Annotated in this window: 19 protein-coding genes; 16 read left to right on the top strand and 3 right to left on the bottom strand. The window is 28.1% G+C overall.

Annotated elements, in window-relative coordinates:
- Positions 1-349: 349 nt before the first annotated feature.
- On the bottom strand, positions 350-580 hold the full coding sequence (locus T514_RS0100865) for a DUF1292 domain-containing protein (RefSeq protein ID WP_034867805.1): 231 nt from the start codon (positions 578-580) through the stop codon (positions 350-352).
- A 156-nt stretch (positions 581-736) separates the two neighbouring features.
- Between T514_RS0100865 and T514_RS0100870 the strand changes: the two genes are divergently transcribed.
- The 6 genes from T514_RS0100870 (at position 737) to T514_RS0100895 (ending at position 6,144) form a co-directional block, all read left to right on the top strand.
- Positions 737-1,651 carry a M15 family metallopeptidase gene (locus tag T514_RS0100870; protein ID WP_027623042.1) on the top strand — a complete coding sequence of 305 codons (915 nt, stop codon included), beginning with the start codon at positions 737-739 and terminating at the stop codon, positions 1,649-1,651.
- A 181-nt stretch (positions 1,652-1,832) separates the two neighbouring features.
- A complete protein-coding gene (locus T514_RS0100875) occupies positions 1,833-2,942 on the top strand; it encodes an amidase domain-containing protein (protein ID WP_034867808.1) in 1,110 nt (369 codons plus the stop codon).
- 189 nt (positions 2,943-3,131) lie between these two features.
- Positions 3,132-3,608 (top strand): hypothetical protein, encoded by a 477-nt coding sequence (locus tag T514_RS0100880; protein WP_027623044.1) that lies wholly within the window; start codon positions 3,132-3,134, stop codon positions 3,606-3,608.
- 122 nt (positions 3,609-3,730) lie between these two features.
- A complete protein-coding gene (locus T514_RS0100885; RefSeq protein ID WP_027623045.1) occupies positions 3,731-4,450 on the top strand; it encodes a protein kinase family protein in 720 nt (239 codons plus the stop codon).
- Between the two features lie 262 nt (positions 4,451-4,712).
- Complete coding sequence (locus tag T514_RS0100890; protein ID WP_034867812.1) at positions 4,713-5,234, top strand: sigma-70 family RNA polymerase sigma factor; 522 nt, start codon at positions 4,713-4,715, stop codon at positions 5,232-5,234.
- Positions 5,224-6,144 (top strand): hypothetical protein, encoded by a 921-nt coding sequence (locus T514_RS0100895; RefSeq protein WP_027623047.1) that lies wholly within the window; start codon positions 5,224-5,226, stop codon positions 6,142-6,144. The genes T514_RS0100890 and T514_RS0100895 overlap by 11 nt, the downstream gene beginning before the upstream one ends.
- A 117-nt stretch (positions 6,145-6,261) precedes the next feature.
- Here T514_RS0100895 and T514_RS0100900 read toward each other — a convergent pair whose 3' ends face one another.
- Positions 6,262-6,885 (bottom strand): flavin reductase, encoded by a 624-nt coding sequence (locus tag T514_RS0100900; RefSeq protein WP_027623048.1) that lies wholly within the window; start codon positions 6,883-6,885, stop codon positions 6,262-6,264.
- A gap of 169 nt (positions 6,886-7,054) precedes the next feature.
- Between T514_RS0100900 and T514_RS0100905 the strand changes: the two genes are divergently transcribed.
- The 6 genes from T514_RS0100905 to T514_RS0100930 all read left to right on the top strand — a co-directional run bounded on the left by T514_RS0100905 (position 7,055) and on the right by T514_RS0100930 (position 13,361).
- Entirely contained in the window at positions 7,055-8,176 is a 1,122-nt protein-coding gene (locus T514_RS0100905) for a threonine synthase (RefSeq protein ID WP_027623049.1), read from the top strand.
- A 263-nt stretch (positions 8,177-8,439) separates the two neighbouring features.
- Positions 8,440-10,320, top strand: a complete 1,881-nt coding sequence (gene htpG, locus T514_RS0100910; protein ID WP_027623050.1) for a molecular chaperone HtpG — start codon at positions 8,440-8,442, stop codon at positions 10,318-10,320.
- A 174-nt stretch (positions 10,321-10,494) separates the two neighbouring features.
- Positions 10,495-10,959, top strand: a complete 465-nt coding sequence (locus T514_RS0100915; RefSeq protein WP_027623051.1) for a methylated-DNA--[protein]-cysteine S-methyltransferase — start codon at positions 10,495-10,497, stop codon at positions 10,957-10,959.
- Positions 10,960-11,017: 58 nt separating this feature from the next.
- The gene (locus tag T514_RS0100920; protein WP_027623052.1) at positions 11,018-11,701 is read left to right on the top strand and encodes a DNA alkylation repair protein; all 684 of its coding nucleotides are present in this window, start codon (positions 11,018-11,020) and stop codon (positions 11,699-11,701) included.
- Between the two features lie 86 nt (positions 11,702-11,787).
- On the top strand, positions 11,788-12,240 hold the full coding sequence (locus T514_RS0100925; RefSeq protein ID WP_027623053.1) for a GNAT family N-acetyltransferase: 453 nt from the start codon (positions 11,788-11,790) through the stop codon (positions 12,238-12,240).
- Positions 12,241-12,284: 44 nt separating this feature from the next.
- A complete protein-coding gene (locus T514_RS0100930) occupies positions 12,285-13,361 on the top strand; it encodes a M24 family metallopeptidase (protein WP_027623054.1) in 1,077 nt (358 codons plus the stop codon).
- A 125-nt stretch (positions 13,362-13,486) separates the two neighbouring features.
- On the opposite strand, the gene T514_RS0100935 is transcribed toward T514_RS0100930, so the two are convergent.
- Entirely contained in the window at positions 13,487-14,845 is a 1,359-nt protein-coding gene (locus T514_RS0100935; protein WP_027623055.1) for a YjiH family protein, read from the bottom strand.
- A gap of 195 nt (positions 14,846-15,040) precedes the next feature.
- On the opposite strand from T514_RS0100935, the gene T514_RS0100940 reads away from it, so the two are divergent.
- The 4 genes from T514_RS0100940 to T514_RS0100960 all read left to right on the top strand — a co-directional run bounded on the left by T514_RS0100940 (position 15,041) and on the right by T514_RS0100960 (position 19,880).
- Complete coding sequence (locus T514_RS0100940) at positions 15,041-15,991, top strand: 2-hydroxyacid dehydrogenase (protein WP_027623056.1); 951 nt, start codon at positions 15,041-15,043, stop codon at positions 15,989-15,991.
- A 187-nt stretch (positions 15,992-16,178) separates the two neighbouring features.
- The gene (locus tag T514_RS0100950) at positions 16,179-18,341 is read left to right on the top strand and encodes a YhgE/Pip family protein (RefSeq protein ID WP_027623057.1); all 2,163 of its coding nucleotides are present in this window, start codon (positions 16,179-16,181) and stop codon (positions 18,339-18,341) included.
- A 25-nt stretch (positions 18,342-18,366) separates the two neighbouring features.
- Positions 18,367-18,792, top strand: coding sequence for a ferritin-like domain-containing protein (locus T514_RS23590; RefSeq protein WP_051541678.1), 426 nt, complete (start codon positions 18,367-18,369; stop codon positions 18,790-18,792).
- Between the two features lie 146 nt (positions 18,793-18,938).
- Positions 18,939-19,880 (top strand): hypothetical protein, encoded by a 942-nt coding sequence (locus T514_RS0100960; protein WP_027623058.1) that lies wholly within the window; start codon positions 18,939-18,941, stop codon positions 19,878-19,880.
- Positions 19,881-19,913: the final 33 nt, after the last annotated feature.

Genomic DNA, 19,913 nt, shown 5'->3' on the forward strand with positions numbered 1-19,913 from the left:
ATCCGATAGCTACCATCCGCAATACTCCCATCACACTTAAGTGAAAGCGATTCACACAAAATCAAAGATTTTGGTTCTCTGCTTTTCTACAGTTGGGAGATATTAGAACTCTTGAGCTTTTAGCGATTTAGAGTTCTTATGCTGTGCATAGCGGCTGCTACGCTCCTGGATAAGTTCTTCTAAGGTTCAGATGGAGAGAGTAGTTTTCTTAAGGAAACTCCACCTGAACCTAAGAATCACTTGATTGAACTTACTAAATTTATAATTTTTCGTAATGACAACAGAGAAAAATTATCCTTTACTCTTCATTATTCACTTTTCACTATTCATTAAAAAAGTGTGTACTTTTTTACATAACTTTTGAAAGAGATTTTATTCTAGAAAGTTCTTTTTCATCTTCTACAAGTTCTAAACGTTCATTACCACCTGTATAGTTAAAATGATATACTGATATGTCAGAAGAATCTTCTTCAGGGGCCATAAGTACATATTCATTTTCATTTAATTGAACGTATTCCTTTACAGTATATTTTACTAATTCACCATCTTCATTTCTAAAAGAATAAACTTTTCGACTCATATAAAACACTCCTTTTTAATAATTTGATTTGACTCTTACATTCTTTTTATAATATTCCAAATCTGTAGTTAATATATTCACTGTACATGGATAATAAATAATAAATAATAAATAATAAATTATAAAGAAAGATGAATTTGGAGAGTGAATTTTGTTATGAAAAGAATAATTTATTGTATAGTTGGAATGTTTTTGTTTGTTCGGATAAATTTTCCCACAAAAGCTAGTGCAAAAGATACGGATTATGAAGTTACCATGAAACAGGATTTATTTTGCCTTATGATGGCTTATCCAGAATATGTTAAAGGTATCCAGTACAATGAAGATAAAACAGTATATTTGGTAATGAAATCAGGAAGAAAAATACTATATGATGATAGAAAGTCTAAAAATTTTGAAGAAAAATTGGCTTATCCAGATTTGCAAGATATGATGGAAGATTTATATCCACTATCATCAGTTACAAAATTAATGGATAAAAATTTTGATCCTGGGCGTTGTAGAGTTTATCCCTTATTAGAAGAAGTATACGGAAATTCAAAGGGACAGATAGAAAGAAGCCTTGTAATTGTAAATTGTGGAGGAAAAAGATATCAGTTTAATAGTAATAATAATGCTGCAGAGGCTTTGAAAAACGTGATGGAAGAGGTTATTCCTTTATCAGCAAGTAGAGGAGATATTGCTAATTGTTTATATCCTGCTAATGGAACCTATAATTATCGTGTTATTTCAGGTACTAATAGATTAAGTCCTCATGCATTCGGAATAGCTATTGATTTAGCAAGAGATAAAAGGGATTACTGGAAATGGGCGTCAAGAGAAGAAGGGGAAAAAAGACTATTATCATACTCAAAAGAATTAGTGGAGATATTTGAGAAAAATAATTTTGTTTGGGGAGGTAAATGGGGACATTTTGATACATTACATTTTGAATATAGACCTGAAATTATATTAAAAGGAAGATGTTTCTCAAACAAACATGAGATAGAAGAACCATGGTATAAGGGAGTATCTTTAGAAGATGATACAGCTAGAAATTATGTAGAGAAAATAAATCAGGTATTTAAATAATTTAAAGTATAATAAAAAATATGGATTATTTGAGAACTTTTAAAATATAATTTTATTTTTGTTTAGGGAATAATATATACACTAAAGGTTAAGTAAGTAAAACTTCATCGAAGGCTAAGAATTACTTGATAATCTACATCTATCTAGACTAAGAATTACTTGATAAAAGGAGTAGAAAATAATGAAGTTATGTAGAAAGAAGCATTTTAGAATAATGATGGTACAAATGACTATAGTATTATGCTTATTAGGACAATGCTTTGGACAAAACACAGCAGGAGCAACTGAAGAGTATTCTCATGAAGAAGTTAAAGCCGCTATACAACAAATATTTGAGAACAGAAATAAAGCAATATTAGGAAGAGATTTAGAATTAATAGAGGATATTTATGACACGGATACTAAATATGGGTTATGGGCATATGAACATGAAAAGAAAAAAATGAATTATATTAATAATTGGGAACAAAAACAGGGAGTAAAGTTTATTGATATTACACCTAAAGTAGTGGTGAGAAGAATTAAAGGTAGCGGGCAAAGATTTTCTGCAAATATTTTATGTTCTACAGAGTACAAGTATATCTATGAAGATGAACCAGAAATTATCAATAGTTCTAGAATAGGAACATATCATGTTTTACAATTAGAAAATAAGGATGGAATATGGCTAATTAATAAGGAATGGTATAAAGATCCATTTGCGGATTCGTTATCATTAGATAATTTAAAAGCTGATGATATAAAGCAATATATAGTATCACAAAGAATAAGAGATTTTTCTACAATTAATGAAAGAAGAATAAATGCTGTAAATTATGCGAAACAATTTTGTGGTGCTGCCAGTGAAGAGCAATTTGGATTTAAATATAATAAAAAATACAGAGATTATAATCCACAAGGTGGGGATTGTGCAAATTTTGCATCTCAAATATTGTTTGAGGGTGGGAAGTTTAGAAAAAATTCTATATGGAATTATGATGGGAGTGGAGCATCAGGAGCTTGGGTAAATGCAGATAAATTCAAAGCTTATATGCTTAATAGTGGAAGAGCTTCGGTAATTGCTTATGGAAGTTATGAGAAGGTATATAAAGCTTCATATAAGCTTTTACCAGGGGATTTTATAGCCTATGAAAAGAAAGGTGATATAACTCATATTTCTGTAGTAACAGGAGCTGATTCAAGAGGATATTCTTTAGTAACTTGTCATAATACAGATAGGAATAAAGTTCCTTGGGATCTTGGGTGGAGTGATAAAAGTATTAAATTTTGGTTGATAAGAGTACACTATTAAAAAGTTTTAAAGTATCGATAATGGAATATAGAGCAAAGAATATTTAAGAAGTTTTCTTTATTATTCTTTGCTCCATTCTATATAATATTATTGCTTGATAAGTATTTAGAATATATGTAGAATAAAGAATGGTTTAATATAAAAGGACATTAAAAATAGAAATACTTGTACTTGCATGGGAGGTTAACAATGTCGTATACAGTACTAGATTTAATAGATAAAATTATTTATATGATTGATAAGAAGAAAGATATTTGTAAGAGCATTTTAGATAATATGAAGAAGGGGACGAGTGTTTATATACTTATGAGTGTATTTATGAAAAACTTAGATACTAGTGCTAAGTATTATATGAATTTAAAAAAAGATGTTAGTATAGAGGATTTAGATAAAATAGATTTTGCAATATATGATAAAATGTCATTTTTAATGAATGAATTTAATAGCAAAACTATATTTGAAGAATCTACAAGTGTTAGAGATATTATAGATTCATGGCTAAGTTTTCAAAAAGATGCATTAGCACTTTATATAGATATTCAGGGAAGATTAGTAAAAAATGAAGATGATGTAAAAACCAACACTTATAAAATTATAGCAAATATGATAAATCAAAAGAAAAACTATATAAAAGGTTTGGAGGATTTTGCTGAAAAATATTCTTAAATATAAATTAAACTAAAAAAATTTATTATTACCCCCTAAAATTTTAAATCGTAGTTGTATATATATAATGTATTAAAGATTTAAATTTTTTATACAAAACTTGATACAATAAGAGGTGCGTAATGATAAATATTAATAGATGTATATTAGGAGAAGAATGTGAGATAATTAAGGTTTTACCAAAAGAGGATATGGGAACTGTTTATATGAATCCTAAATATATAGAGGGTAAAACTTTGGAAAATTATATAAATGGCCATGAAGGGTTAGATACAAAAACAATTTTTAATATTGCATCTAGTATATGTGATATTATAGAACATGTGTATAATTTAAACTTAACTATAGAATATAAAGATTTAAAGCCATCTAAAATAATTATAACTCCAAATGATAAAGTTATATTAGTTGATGTAGGTCTTTTAAAATTATATAAGGTTGTTGAAAACAAGTATATAGCTATAGAAAGTATAGGAAAAATAATATATTACATGACAACAGGAAGAATTCCATTTACAGCTTTTCAACCAAGTCTAGATGTTAGCTATGAAAGTAATGTAGATAATAATTTAAGAAGGATAATAAGAAAATGCTTTGCAGTTAATGGGAAAAATAGATATGCTTCTGTAGAAGAGCTAAATAGAGAAATTATAATAGAAATGTTAAAAATAAATAAAAATGAAAAAGAAATAACAAAAAGCAATCATAATATTAAATTAAATATGACTAGAAAGAATATGAGAAATAATAAATTTAAGATAAAGAAAAGCATTGAAAACATGGTGGAAAATGTAACATTAAATATAGAAGAAGTTTTAAAAAAATGTAAAGCTGTTTTCTAATTAAAAATATAAATATAATATAATGCAAGGTTAACAACTTTTAAAGGATTTTTAGTTGGTAACCTTTTTTATAATTATGATGATAAAATTATAAAAACTTTGGAGCGAATTTAAAATGTAATTCGTCTTATAAAGTGATTAGGAAAATTTAACTAAAATTTTAAGGAGGGAAAATAATACTTTATAATAAAAAGCACCTTTGGTACAATATACTAGGAACAATAAAGTTAGAAGATGATAATACCTAGGGCGGGATATTTTAATGACTAATGTAGATAATGAGATAGAAAGATTAATTGAAAGCTATGGAAATGATGTTTTAAAAATTAGCTATCTATATTTAAAGGATAAAAATAAGGCAGAGGATGTTTTTCAAGAAGTTTTTTTAAAAGTATATGAAAATTTTCATAAGTTGAAAAACAAAGAAAGTGAAAAAAGCTGGATTATGAGTATAACTGTAAATGCTTGTAAGGACATGCTTAAGAGTTCTTGGTTTAAAAGAATAATATTCTTCGAAGAAAAGGAAGAGTTATCCATTGAATCTAATGAAGAATTAGAGAAAAATGTAATAGATAAAATGGACAGCAGTGAACTTTTAGGAAAGGTAATGGATTTACCAACAAAATATAAGGAACCTATTTTACTTTATTATTATGAGGAATTTTCCACTGTGGAGATAGGAAAGATTTTAAAAATACCAGAAGGCACTGTAAGAAGTAGATTGCATAGAGGAAGACAGCTCCTTAAGAATATTATGGATGGGAAGATTCAATATGATGGATAAGAATTTTAAGCAAAGTTTAGATAAAGAATTAAAAGATATATATGTTACAGAAGAATTAAAAAGAAAGACTTTAGAAAAATGTAAAGCTTGTGGAAATGGGTATAATAAAATTTGGCTATGGAATAAATGGACTAAAGGTGCTGCTTTGGCGTGTAGTTTAATTTTTATATTTTCATGTTCTTATTTTTTGGCTAATAAGAATATGCTAAAAAAAGGTGAAAACTATGTTGTAAATGATAAAAGCAAAGGGGAAATTAAACAAAAAGGAATTGAAGAAAATTCACACAAGAATATAGCTATGAATAATCCTTCGGATTCTAGAGAAAATATTCAAATAACTAAGGAAGAAAAACAACAAAATAAAGAGATAGATTTTAAACCTGTGGAAGAAAAAATAAAAGTGAATGAGGAAAAAAGTAAAGTAGAAAAAGATGAAATAACAAAAGTTGAGGCAAAAGAGTCTGAGATAAAAGAAACAAAGGAAAAGGTTGTACACGATAATAAAAATAATTTGGAAGATAAAAAACAGGAAGAGAAGTTGATAGTATCCCTTTCTTTAGAAAAAAGTAGTATTGAATTAAAAATTGAAAAAGCAGAAAAATTTTGGGATGAGAAAATATTATTCCCTTCCTATATACCAGAAGGATTTAGTTTAGATGATGTAGATACTTATGAAAAAGATAATAAGAGATTTTTAAATATAATCTATAAGGCTAAGGATAATTATTTTCTTGAAATAGAGCAAGTGAAAGATGATGAGAGTAAGGTTGCCTTAGAAGATGTACAAAATGTTGCTACATTTAGAGGAGCACTACAACAAGTTGGTATTAATAAAGATGGAATAGGCTATACAATAAAGGGGAATATGTCCAAAGATGTTTTAGAAGAAATAATAAAATCCATCAAATAGAAATGAATAGGGAGTAGTTCCCTATTCATTTTTGCTTTGAATAATAAATAAAAGGTAATAAAGAATAAATGGGGAAGATTTACCATAAGAAAAGCTAAAAGTTATATTTACTATTATTTATAGTTTTTCAAATTTATCTTTTCCTACGCCGCAAATAGGGCAAACAAAATCTTCGGGAATTTCGTCTGCTTCTAAGATATAACCACAGACCGTACAGCGATAACCTTTTTGAGCAGTTTTTTCTGTATAGGATGGTGCATTTTTAGGAGTTGTTCCTTTTTTAACACTGTGATAGTAACTATAAGTCATAACCTCATCATTATTTAACACTTCAGATTCTAAAACTTCTCCAATAAACATAACATGAGTTCCTAAGTCAACGGAATTAATTACCTTACAGCTATATCTTGCAGCTGCAAAGTCTGTGACATATTTAATACCATTTGAATCTACTTTAGTATTGAATCTAGAGAATTTATCTATATCCTTACTACTTTTAAAACCAAATTCACCAATTAACTCCATAGATGCATTTTGTGTTAATACTGTAGCAGCAAAATAGCCTGATTTTTCAATGATTTTTTCTGTATAATTATTTTTGGAAATAGTAACAGAAAGATTAGCAGGTTTAGATGTAACCTGTGAAAGTGTATTAACAACACATCCACTTTGCTTACCCTCATTACAGCTTGAAATTATATAAACACCATAGCTCATCTTAAAAAACGCTTTTTCATCCATATAAATCACTCCTTAATTTTAATGTTTAATAATTGTTATTATATAATAATTATAATCCACAACATAGAAAATGTAAATACAAATAATTTTATCTATTTTATTTATAATATTCATTTCAAGAAGTATATAGAATTATATATGATATAATAATTTAATGGGGGATGATTATATGAGTATTAACTATGTTTGTAATGAATGTGGGAAAAAGCATGATCCTAAAACTCTTGTTTTTAGATGTGATTGTGGAGGAATGTTAGATCTTGAGAAATTTGATTTTAAATTTAGTAAGGAAGACATTTTAAGCAATGAATGGAGTCTGTTTAGATATATAAAGGCACTTCCTTTTGATGATAACTTTACTTTATGGAAAGACATTTCCATGGGAGAAGGATTAACTTCTTTAGTTCCAATTGACAAGGATAATCCAAATTTATTAGTAAAAATGGACTATATGATGCCTACATTATCATTTAAAGATAGAGGAGCAGCAGTACTTATAGCAAAGGCAAAAGAACTTGGGGTTAAAAAAGTTATTCAAGACAGTAGCGGAAATGCAGGTAATTCCATAGCGGCTTATGCAAATAGAGCAGGTATAAAATGTGATATATATGTTCCAGAGGGGACATCTACTAAAAAAATTAAGATGATTTTGTCACATGGCGCAAAGGTTCATGTTATTTCCGGAACTAGAGAGGATACTGCAAAAGCTGCTTTAAAAGCTGCTGAAAGAAAAGAAGGTTTTTATGCTAGTCATGTATACAACCCATTTTTTTATCAAGGTACAAAAACCTATGCTTATGAAATTTATGAACAATTGAATGGAGAAGTACCAGAAGCGTTAGTAATCCCTGTAGGAAACGGTACTTTAGTTTTAGGATGCTATTATGGTTTTAAGGAGTTATTAGAGCTAAAACTTATTGATAAAGTTCCTAGAATTATTGCTGTTCAATCTGAGCCATGCTCTCCTATATATACAGCTTTTAAAGAAGGAAAATATTCAGTTAAGGGAACAACTAATTTAGGTACTTTAGCTGAAGGAATTGCTATTGCAGCTCCAATGAGAGGTAAACAAATACTCCAAGCAATAAGAGAGACAAAAGGTGAAATTATTATTGCTCCAGAGGATAAAATAGTTCAAACAAGAAAGTACTTAGCTCAAAAAGGATTTTATGTAGAACCAACTACTGCTGCAACTTTTGCTGGTTTTTTTAATTATATTAAGGAAAACAATAATAGCTTTAATGGAAAGGTTATAATCCCCCTGTGTGGAGCAGGATTAAAAACTGATTAGAATTTTATCCGTATTTTTTAAATTATTAAGAAAGTACAAAAACAAACAGGCTATATCAAAACAGAAAAATAAATTTTTTCTATATATAAATATAAAAAATTGTCAGAAATATTGACATAAGTCCAAAAATATGGTATATAAAAGTTGTTAGCACTTAACTGTTGTGAGTGCTAACAACTTTTTAATAATATATAGTATTAAGGTTTTTAAACATATTAATTAAATATATTTATGGTTTTTAATTAGGAAGGGAGAGATTTACAATGGAAAAAAAACAGTTTAAGGCAGAGTCTAAAAGATTATTAGATCTTATGATCAACTCAATTTATACTCATAAAGAGATTTTTTTAAGAGAGCTTATTTCTAACTCCAGTGATGCAATTGACAAAATTTATTATAAAGCATTAACTGATGATTCTTTGACATTTGAAAAAGAGAATTATTATATTAAGGTAATACTTGACAAAGAGAATAGAAGCATTAAAATTTATGATACTGGTATTGGAATGACAAAAGAAGAACTTGATGATAATCTTGGAGTTATAGCAAAGAGTGGGTCTTTGCAATTTAAAAAAGATAATGAATCAAAGGATGGACATGATATAATCGGTCAATTTGGTGTAGGATTTTATTCTGCATTTTTAGTAGCTGACACTGTTACTGTTATAAGTAAAGCTTTTGGTAGTGATGAAGCTTACAAATGGGAATCCACAGGGGTAGATGGATATACAATTGAACCATGTGATAAAGATTCTGTTGGTACAGAAATTATACTGAAAATAAAAGAGAATACAGAAGAAGAAAATTATGATGAGTATTTAGATGAATATAAATTAAAATCCATAATCAAGAAATACTCTGATTTTATTAGATATCCAATAAAAATGGATATAACTACACAAAAGCTTAAAGAAGGTAGCAAAGAAGAATATGAAGATTGTATAGAGGAACAGGTTGTAAACAGTATGGTTCCTATATGGAGAAAAAATAAAAATGAGCTTACTAAAGAAGATTATGAGAATTTCTATTCTGAAAAGCATTATGGTTTTGATAAACCAGTAAAATATATTCATACTAGTGTTGATGGTGTTGTAAGTTATAATTCAATTTTATATATTCCAGAGAAAACACCATATGATTTTTATACAAAAGAGTATGAAAAAGGTTTAGAGTTATATTCAAATGGTGTTTTAATTATGAATAAATGTAAAGAATTATTACCTGATTATTTTGGGTTTGTAAAGGGTATAGTAGATTCTGAAGATTTATCTCTTAATATATCTAGGGAAATATTACAGCATGATAGACAGCTAAAGCTTATTGCTAAAAACATAAAAACTAAAATAAAGAATGAATTAGAAGATTTATTAAAAAATGAGAGAGATAAATATGAAGAATTCTATAAATCCTTTGGAAGACAATTAAAATATGGTGTCTATAGCGATTTTGGAGTGAATAAGGATGTTTTAGAGGATTTATTAATGTTCTATTCATCAAAAGAAAAGAAAATGGTAACCTTAGCTGAATATGTTTCTAGAATGCCAGAGGATCAAAAATATATTTATTATGCTGTAGGTGAATCCATAGATAGAATTGAAAAACTTCCACAAATAGAAGTTGTATTAGATAAGGGCTATGAATTATTATACTTCGTAGATGATATAGATGAATTTGCTATAAAAATGATGATGAAATATAAAGAAAAGGAATTTAGATCTGTATCAAGTGGTGATTTGGGTATAGAATCAGAAGAGGATAAAAATACATCTGAGGTTGATGATAAAGAGAATAAAGAATTATTTGAAAAGATGAAGAGTATTTTATCAGATAAAGTTAAAGATGTTAGAGCATCAAAGAGATTAAAGAACCATCCTGTGTGCCTATCAAATGAAGGTGAGCTTTCAATTGAGATGGAGAAAATATTGAATTCTATGCCAGATAATCCAAACTTAAAGGCAGATAAGGTTTTAGAAATAAACGTAAATCATGATGTATTTAAATCATTAAAGGAATCATTTGAAAAAGATGAGGATAAGCTTAAATTATATACAGAGTTATTGTATAATCAAGCATTACTTATAGAAGGATTAGCAATAAATGATCCAGTAGAGTTTACAAATAACATTTGTAAATTAATGATGTAAAGCTTAGTGACAGCTATAAATTGTATTTTAAAAACAATTTATAACTGTCTTTTTTTAAACTATAGAAAAGCTTTAAATGAAATGTTAAAATAATAAATAATAAATATGGATAATTTTTTCATATCCATAAACAGATAATTTGCCCTATAAAGTTTACAGGAGGGGAAAATAAATATGGTCAGTGCATATCATTATGAAACAGAAATTGGCAAAATAACAATTGTTGAGGATGGCACATCAATTACACATATATGTTTTGGAGAAAGCATACTTAAAGATGCAAATGTAATGGAAACATATTTACTAAAAAAAGCAAATGAACAGCTTGAAGAATACTTTAATGGAAAAAGAAAAATTTTTGATTTGCCACTAGCACCTAAAGGTACAGAATTTCAGAAAAAAGTGTGGAAGGCATTACAACAAATTCCATATGGAGAAACCTATAGTTACAAGGATATAGCGAAAAATATTGGCAATATAAAGGCTTGTCGTGCAGTAGGCATGGCAAACAATAAAAATCCAATACCTATATTTATACCTTGTCATAGGGTTATTGGATCTAATGGCAAATTAGTTGGTTATGCAGGTGGATTGGATGTAAAAGAAAAGCTTTTAGGAATAGAAAAACAAAATCTATGAATTTTACTTTAAGTTAATTTACTAGAAGAAAATAAAATATAAAAATAAGGAGAAAGCATTGAGTAATAAAGTAAGAGAACAAATTTTTCAATTAGCGGATGAGGAATACAAACAGTTTCAAAGCAAATTATGTCCTGGCAATGAGAATATTGTTGGGGTTAGAGTTCCGAAATTAAGAAAACTTGCAAAACAAATAGCCAAGGAAGATTGGCGGGAATATATGAAGACAGCAGAAAATGAATATTATGAAGAAGTTATGTTACAATGCATGGTTATAGGCTATGTAAAAGCAGATATTGAAGAAATACTAAGTTATGTGACAAAGCTTATACCTAAAATTGATAATTGGGCTGTTTGCGATGGCCTTTGTAGTGGGCTAAAGCTTACGAAGAAAAACAAAATACATGTTTGGGAATATTTGCAGCCATATCTATTATCAAAACAAGAATTTGAAATGCGCTTTGGTATTGTAATGCTTCTTACTTATTATATAGAGGAAGCTTATATTGATAAGGTGTTAAAGCTTTTGAATAGGGCAAAGCATGATGGATATTATGTAAAGATGGCTGTTGCTTGGGCAATTTCTATTTGTTATGTTAAATTTCCTGAGAAAACAATGGAATATTTAAAGAATAATACCTTAGATGATTTTACATATAATAAATCATTACAAAAAATAATAGAATCTCTAAGAGTGGATAAAGAAACAAAAATGCTTATTCGTAGTATGAAGCGCAAATAAGAGATTGTTATATGTAAAAATTAAAAAGAGAAATTCAATAATAATAAGATAGAATGGTTTAAATAAAGAAAGAAGGAAAAAATAAATTGAATTGGAAGATTAAAAGATTTGAAGAACTAAGTGTGGCAGAAATATATGAAATATTAAAGGAAAGAAATGAAGTTTTTATTGTTGAACAGCAGTGCCCTTATAATGATGCTGATGAAAAAGATAAAAATGCATATCATCTATTTTGCGAAAAGCAAGGAAAAATAATTGCCTATATAAGAATTTTAGATAAGGGAATTTCCTATGATGAAATATCTATAGGAAGAGTTTTAGTACATAAACAATATAGAGGAAATGGTTTAGCTAGGCAACTTATGACAAAGGGAATTGATTATATAGAAAATGTATTAGTGGAAAATAAAATAAGAATTTCTGCTCAAAAATATTTAATTAAGTTTTATGAGAGTTTAGGATTCAAAACTGTATCTTCAGTTTATTTTGAAGATAATATTCCACATATAGAAATGTTTTATGAGAAAACACAGTTATAAATAATTGTAGGGATATACCCTAGATATTACTAGGAGGAATAAAAATGAATAAAAGTAGAATTGAAACAGTGTTGAAGAAAATGAAAGAAAGAGATATACCTCAAATGATAATTGCAGATCCAGCATCAATTTTTTATTTAACAGGAAAATGGATTCATCCAGGGGAAAGACTTTTAGCTCTTTATCTTAATATAAATGGGAACAACAAGTTATTTATAAATGAGTTATTTCCAGTATACGAAGATTTAGGGATAGAAAAAATATGGTTTAATGATACTGATGATGGAGTTAAGATAATATCTACATATATAGATAATAATAAAGCTATAGGCATAGATAAGAATTGGCCAGCGCGCTTTTTATTAAGATTCATGGAACTAAAGGCAGCATCAGCTTTTGTTAATGGTTCTGTAATTGTAGATAGAATTAGGATGTGCAAAGATGAAGAGGAAAGAGACCTTATGAGAAAAGCATCTGCATTAAATGATGCTGCTATGGGAAGAGTTATTAAAAAGATCAGCGAGAGTCATTCTGAAAAGAAGATGACATCAGTTTTAGCTAGTATATATGAAGAGTTAGGTGCGGAAGGATTTTCTTTTCCTCCAATTATAGCTTATGGTGCTAATGGGGCAGATCCTCACCATGAGTCAGATAATTCTCTAGTCAAACCTGGAGACAATATAATACTGGATATAGGGTGCAAATATAAGTCCTATTGTTCAGATATGACAAGAACAGTATTTTATAAATATGCTTCAGATAAAGGAAAAGAAATATACAATATAGTATTAGAAGCAAATAAAAAAGCTATTGATGCAGTAAAACCAGGGGTAAGATTTTGTGATATAGATAAAGCTGCAAGAGAGCATATAGAAAAGCATGGATATGGTAAATATTTTACTCATAGAACAGGACATTCCATAGGAATAGAAGTACATGATTTAGGTGATGTTTCATCAGCAAATACTGATACAGTGCAGCCAGGAATGATATTTTCTATTGAACCAGGTATATATTTACCAGGAGAAGTAGGAGTGAGAATTGAAGATTTAGTTTTAGTTACAGATGATGGCTGTGAAGTTTTAAATAAATATGATAAGGAACTTACTATAATAGAGTAGAAATATTACGAAGCAACTTTTTAGAGCATAGAGCATAGAGCATAGAGCATAGAGCATAGAGCATAGAGCATAGAGCCAGATTTTTCCGAAGCAAAAATCTGGCTCTATAATTTATACTTTGTAATCTAAAATAAAAAGTGTGCTACTAGTGAAATAATTGGTAGGGTTATAAGAGTACGTTGAAGGAATATTATTATTAAATCCTTTAATGTTACTGGTATTTTTGATCCCAATAAAAGTCCACCTACTTCAGACATGTATATAAGCTGTGTAACTGAAACACAAGCTATAACAAATCTTGTTAATTCACTTTTTATAGTTGCACCTATAACTGTTGGTAAGAACATATCAGCAAAACCTACAACAAGAGTTTGAGAAGCTTCTTTTGCTTCTGGTATTTGTAGAAGCTTTAATACAGGTATAAAAGGTAATCCTAAAAACTTAAATATAGGAGTATATTCTGCCAAAATTAAAGCTAAAGTTCCCATAGCCATAACTATAGGAGTTACACCTAGAAGCATATCTAATGTATTTTTTAATCCTTGTATCAAAAAGTTTTTAAAATCACTACAATTACTAGCCTTATTTAGAGCTTTTGTAAGAGCCCATTGAAAAGGAGTATAATTTTCAGGTATTGTTTCTGAAGTTTTACTTTTAACATTGTTATTATAAGTATCTGGTTTTCTAGATAATGGTGGAATACGAGGTATTATTATTGCAGCTACTACTCCTGATAAAGTAACAGTTAGGTAAAATGGAACAAAAAGATGTCCAAGATTTACTTGAGAAATAACTACTAAGCTAAAAGTTATGGAAACCGCAGAAAAGGTTGTCCCAATAATTGCAGCTTCTCTTTTAGTATAATAACCTTCTTCATATTGTTTGCTTGTAAGTAGTACTCCAATAGTACCATCACCAAGCCAAGAGGCAATACAATCTATAGAAGAACGTCCAGGTAGATTAAAAACAGGACGCATTACTTTTGTTAAAAGTACACCAAAAAACTCTAAAAGACCATAATCTAAAAGTAAAGGTAAAAGCATTCCTGCAAATATAAATACAGAAAATAAAATTGGTAACAAATTATATAATAATAATCCACCGGTATTTTCAGACCATATCCACGCTGGTCCTAATTTGAAAAAGGTACAAACTCCAAATATAGTTCCAAGAATTCTTGCGGTAAACCATATAGGAGTAACATTAAATAATGTATTCAAATATTTACTAGTTATTATTTTTTTAGGTTTAAATATTTTTGTTATTGTTGTACCTAAAAATGTAACACAAATAACTATTGTCATTACCATTGGAAGTACACTACCAATACCTTTTAATACTAATTTTGAAAGTATAGCAATTGGAATAGTTATTTGACCATCATAGGAAATAGGAAGCATAAATAGAAAAACTCCTATTACAGATGGTATTAAAAACTTGAATAGATTCTTTGATAGATAGTTAATTTTTATTTCGTTTTCCATGTAAGCCAAAACCCCTTTAAAATATTAATATTTATACACCGGCATTTATTATAATGCATAAATATTAATTTATCAATAGTTTTCATGAAATGTAATTTATTGGATTAGAATTTAGAAAGGATTACACAATTCTTGTAATACATTAATAAAAGTAATAATATAGTAAGTAAGAAACTTTTTTAGGAGGAAAATAATATGAAAATAACTGTACTTGAACCACTTGGACTTTCTGAGGAACAAGTTCGCTTGATTGCAGAAGATCTTACTAAAAATGGACATGAATTAGTAGCCTATAATGATAGAGTAGAGGATGTTGAAGTTTTAAAAAAGAGAGCTTTTGGATCAGATGTATTAGTAATTGCAAATATGCCTTTAAAGGGAGAAGTAATCAGTTCAGTAGAAAATCTTAAAATGATTTCTGTAGCATTTACTGGCGTAGACCATGTAGATATAGAAGTATGTAGAGAAAGAAATATTACTGTATGTAATGCTGCAGGATATAGTACTTCTTCTGTAGCAGAACTTACATATGGACTTATATTTTCAGTTTTAAGAAACATTGTACCTTTAGATAAATCTACAAGAGAAGGAAAGACAAAGGCTGGATATACACAAAATGATCTTTCAGGAAAAACTATAGGTATAATAGGTACTGGAGCCATAGGAGTAAAGGTCGCAGAAATAGCCAAAGCTTTTGGATGTAAGGTTTTAGCTTACAGCAGAAGTAGAAAAAATGAAGTGGAAGCTTTAGGAGTTAAATATGTTTCTTTAGAAGAACTTCTTAAGGAAAGTGATATAGTATCAATCCATGTTCCATTAAAAGATGATACTAGGACATTGATAAACAAAGAAAAAATTGGGTTAATGAAATCTAATGCTATATTAATAAATACAGCAAGAGGTGGTATTATAGATAATTCAGCTTTGGCTGAAGCTTTAAAGATGGGAAAGATTGCTGGAGCAGGTATTGATGTGTTTGATATGGAACCTCCAATACCAGAAGATTATCCATTACTTAAGGCTCCAAATACTGTACTTGCTCCTCATGTAGGTTTTGCAACAGAGGAAGCTATGGTAAGAAGAGCTCATATTGTTTTTGAAAATATAACTAAATGGTTAGAAGGAAATCCTCAAAATTTAGTTTAATGAATATTAAAATGAACAATTTTCAATTTGAAACATCTACTTTAGTTAAAGTAGATGTTTTTTTTGTTTGTAAAAAATTGCAAATCATTTTATGTATAAATTTTCATAGTGCTGATGTTGTATTATTTAAGGACAAATGCAAAATACTAAATATAATAATAATTTAATAAGAGATGAAGGAATATATATGGAAAATATTTTTAAAATTTATAAAAGGGACTTAAAAAATATAATAGGAAATTGGGTAGCATTAGTAGTAACTATGGGATTAATCATATTACCTTCATTGTATGCTTGGTTTAATATAAAGTCTTCCTGGGATCCCTACAGTAATACTTCAGGAATATTAGTAGCAGTGGTTAATAAGGATAAAGGGTCAAGTTTTAAAGGAACAAACATAGATGTAGGAAAAGAACTTATAAATAAATTAAAGGAAAATAAGAATATAGGTTGGAGATTTGTAAATGAAGAAGAAGCGGAAAAGGGAGTAAAATATGGGAGATACTATGCCAGTATAACTATAGAAGAAGATTTTTCATACAAAATACTTTCTATACTTAGAGAGAAACAAGAAAAACCAAACTTAATTTATTCTGTTAATGAAAAAATTAATGCAGTAGCTCCAAAGATTACACAAAAAGGGGTTACTAATGTACAAAATGAAATAACTAAAAATTTTGTGAAAACTGTAAACAGTATAATCTTTGATATATTTAATCAGTTCGGTATAGAGTTAGAAAAAGGAAAGCCTAAACTTAAGGAATTATCAAATATAATTATATATGTAGATAGTAAAATGCCACAAATTAATAAAGATATAGACACTTTATATAATGGAACTTTTGAATTAGAGAAAATTATAAAAAAGGTAAATGAGGAATTGCCTTTAGTACAGCGGAATATAGAAAATGGATTGGATATATCTAAAAAAGGTAAGAAGTTTTTGATAGATGTAAAAGAAGGAATGAAAAATGCTGCTCCCCATATTAAAGAAGATTTGATAATAACAAAGGATATTATAATCTCTTCAGAAACTATAATAAAAGATGCTTTAAATATATTAGAAAATGATAAAGACAGGGGAAAAAGTCTTTTAATAAAGGCAAGAGATAACCTAAATAATGTAATTGGAAAAATTAATAGCATAATAGAATTTTTAAAGTCTTTAGATAAAGAATCTAATAATTTAATTATTCAAGATGTTATATATAAGTTAAATAAAATTAAAGATAAACTTATTACTAGAGTAGATACTATTAATGCTGCTTTAAATCTAATAGATAAGGGAGAGAAACTCTCTATAGATATATTAAATAAATTAAATGAGGGAAGTAATGAAGCAATACTTATTTTAGATAGTATTATAAATAATTTTGATGAAAAGATAGAACCAGCTATTAATGATGTTATGGGAAAATTGATAGCTATAGCAGACAATACTATTAAGATATTAAATGATGCTAATGAAAATTTACCAAAAGGAAAAGAGTTGTTAGAAAAGGCTTATAAGGGAAATATAAAAGGACGAGAAGAACTCAAACGGTTAAAAGATAATTTACCTGGTATACAAAGTTCAGTACATTCTTTAGCTGAGAAACTTAAAAAATTAGACAATGATGAACAAATTAATGAAATCATTAGGCTATTAAAGAATGATGCTAAAAGAGAAAGTGAATTTATAGCAAATCCAGTGAATATAAAAGAAAATAGAATATTTTCTATTCCAAATTACGGATCTGCTATGACGCCATTTTTTACTACTCTTTCTTTATGGGTAGGATGTTTAATTTTAGTTTCTCTTTTATCTACAAATGTTACCAAAAATAAGGATATAAAAGAATTTACAATATTTGAAGGTTATATGGGTAGATATTTAACCTTTGCTACTATAGCTATATTTCAAGCCATTGTAGTAAGTTTAGGAGATTTGTTTATATTAGGAGTATACGCAGCAAGCAAAGGAGTATTTGTAGCTTATTCAATATTTATAAGTATAATTTTTTCAATGATTGTATACACTTTAGTGTCTGTATTTGGAAATGTAGGTAAGGCTTTAGCTGTTATATTGTTAGTGCTTCAGATATCTGCGTCTGGTGGAACATTTCCTATACAAGTTACTCCACCGTTTTTCCAATGGATAAATCCACTTTTACCATTTACCTATGCTATATCTGGTATGAGGGAAGCTGTTGGTGGAGTTATTAAGGAAATTATAGTTTTTGATATAGGTATACTTTCAATATATTTTTTTATATCAATCATTATAGCGCTTGTGTTAAAAAAGAATCTAAATAAAATAAATAAGAAGTTTGTTGAAAAGTTTAAGGAAAGTGGCATAGTGGAACATTAGATTATGTTTTAGGAGGAATTAAAATATGAAAAATGATAATATTAGTGAATTAAATAAGATGTTAAAAGGTGAATATATGGCTATTGATAAGTATGACCACTATATCAAAGGAATGCAGGATAATTCAGTTAAAAGTGAAATGCAAAAAATCCAGCAACTTCATAAACAGCAAGCTACTAATATTTCTACAAGAGTGCAGCAATTAGGTGGAAATCCTATAAATACTTCGGGAATAGCAGGATTTATCTCAGAGATTACATCTAATATAAGAAATGAAAAAGATACACAAACCATTATAAAATCAGCTATAGAGGGGGAAAAAATGGGTGTTGATGCTACAACTCGGATATTAAATAATATTACAGATGAAGAAAGCAAAAATTTAATAAATGGTGTAATGACTGAAAACAAAAATGCCATTAGCACATTAAGTAATCTAATGAACAATTAATGATAAAAACATCTACTTTATTTAGGTAGATGTTTTTAATTTTAATATTTTTTTAAAACATTATAAAAAAATGAAGCGATTTTCTCCTAGGCATCGTCTTATAAATGAAAGCATTAGAATAATGAACCATGGGAGGAAATTAAATCATGAAAAAGAAAATAATTTTATTATTGACTTGTGTTGCATTAATATTACCAATGGGAGGTGTTTCAGCAAAAAATGATAAACCTTTAATTAGTGACAATAGAGTAATTAGCAACAATATTAATGATGCAAAATTGGATAATACAAATATTGAAGGAGAAATATTAAACATAAGAGAAGCTAAAAATGGTATATTAGCTGATATGAATGACTTTGTTATTTCTATTGATGATAAAAGTGAAATAATAAATGAATTTGATGGAAAGAAATTATCTAAAAATGACTTGAAAAAGGGAATGAAAATAAGAGCTTATTATGGGCCAGCAGTTACTTTAAGCATTCCACCTATGTCTTATGGAAGAAGAATTATGGTTTTACAGAATACCCAAGGAATAGGTACTGTAGAACAAAATATAGGTAATATAGTTAAATTTAATAATGAAAAAAGTGCTTATATTAAGTCAAAAGATGGAGCTATATTTACATTTATTACAGAGAAGACTGAAATTGTGAATGGTAAAGGAGAAAAGGCATTTCTTAAGGATTTAAAAGCAGAAGATAGAATAAAGCTGTATTTTGATGAAAGAGGTGGAGATATAGGTTTAAAGAATTATTTACCTTTAATATATATGCCTGAAAAAATAGTGATTTTAGATAAAGTTGAAACAGAGTTATTTGCCACTCAAGGAAAGATAAGCAAAGTAACTGATAGTAAAAATGGAGTTGCTATTATGGTAGAGGGCAAAAAAGTTACGGAATTTGGATATGATGCAATAAGACTTAATATTGATGAAAATACAAAAATTATAAATGCAAAAGATAAAAAACAATTATCTTATAAAGATTTAAAAGAAGGTACTGAAATATTAGCTTATTATGGTGGAGCGGTTACAAGAAGTTTACCGCCTATAGGAAATGGTAAGGAAATAATAGTTCTACAATAATAAAAAAAAGCAGTGAGGAAACTCACTGCTTTT

The sequence above is a fragment of the Clostridium lundense DSM 17049 genome (assembly GCF_000619945.1).
GTDB lineage: Bacteria > Bacillota > Clostridia > Clostridiales > Clostridiaceae > Clostridium_AO > Clostridium_AO lundense.

Excerpts from the sequence above, each read along its gene's own strand:
- T514_RS0100890 (WP_034867812.1), top strand. The coding sequence starts at position 4,713 with ATGACTAATGTAGATAATGAGATAGAAAGATTAATTGAAAGCTATGGA.
- T514_RS0100885 (WP_027623045.1), top strand. The coding sequence starts at position 3,731 with ATGATAAATATTAATAGATGTATATTAGGAGAAGAATGTGAGATAATT.
- T514_RS0100900 (WP_027623048.1), bottom strand. The coding sequence starts at position 6,885 with ATGGATGAAAAAGCGTTTTTTAAGATGAGCTATGGTGTTTATATAATT.
- T514_RS0100960 (WP_027623058.1), top strand. The coding sequence starts at position 18,939 with ATGAAAAAGAAAATAATTTTATTATTGACTTGTGTTGCATTAATATTA.
- T514_RS0100880 (WP_027623044.1), top strand. The coding sequence starts at position 3,132 with ATGTCGTATACAGTACTAGATTTAATAGATAAAATTATTTATATGATT.
- htpG (WP_027623050.1), top strand. The coding sequence starts at position 8,440 with ATGGAAAAAAAACAGTTTAAGGCAGAGTCTAAAAGATTATTAGATCTT.
- T514_RS0100895 (WP_027623047.1), top strand. The coding sequence starts at position 5,224 with ATGATGGATAAGAATTTTAAGCAAAGTTTAGATAAAGAATTAAAAGAT.
- T514_RS0100870 (WP_027623042.1), top strand. The coding sequence starts at position 737 with ATGAAAAGAATAATTTATTGTATAGTTGGAATGTTTTTGTTTGTTCGG.
- T514_RS0100940 (WP_027623056.1), top strand. The coding sequence starts at position 15,041 with ATGAAAATAACTGTACTTGAACCACTTGGACTTTCTGAGGAACAAGTT.
- T514_RS0100865 (WP_034867805.1), bottom strand. The coding sequence starts at position 580 with ATGAGTCGAAAAGTTTATTCTTTTAGAAATGAAGATGGTGAATTAGTA.
- T514_RS0100935 (WP_027623055.1), bottom strand. The coding sequence starts at position 14,845 with ATGGAAAACGAAATAAAAATTAACTATCTATCAAAGAATCTATTCAAG.
- T514_RS0100875 (WP_034867808.1), top strand. The coding sequence starts at position 1,833 with ATGAAGTTATGTAGAAAGAAGCATTTTAGAATAATGATGGTACAAATG.
- T514_RS0100930 (WP_027623054.1), top strand. The coding sequence starts at position 12,285 with ATGAATAAAAGTAGAATTGAAACAGTGTTGAAGAAAATGAAAGAAAGA.
- T514_RS23590 (WP_051541678.1), top strand. The coding sequence starts at position 18,367 with ATGAAAAATGATAATATTAGTGAATTAAATAAGATGTTAAAAGGTGAA.
- T514_RS0100950 (WP_027623057.1), top strand. The coding sequence starts at position 16,179 with ATGGAAAATATTTTTAAAATTTATAAAAGGGACTTAAAAAATATAATA.
- T514_RS0100905 (WP_027623049.1), top strand. The coding sequence starts at position 7,055 with ATGAGTATTAACTATGTTTGTAATGAATGTGGGAAAAAGCATGATCCT.
- T514_RS0100915 (WP_027623051.1), top strand. The coding sequence starts at position 10,495 with ATGGTCAGTGCATATCATTATGAAACAGAAATTGGCAAAATAACAATT.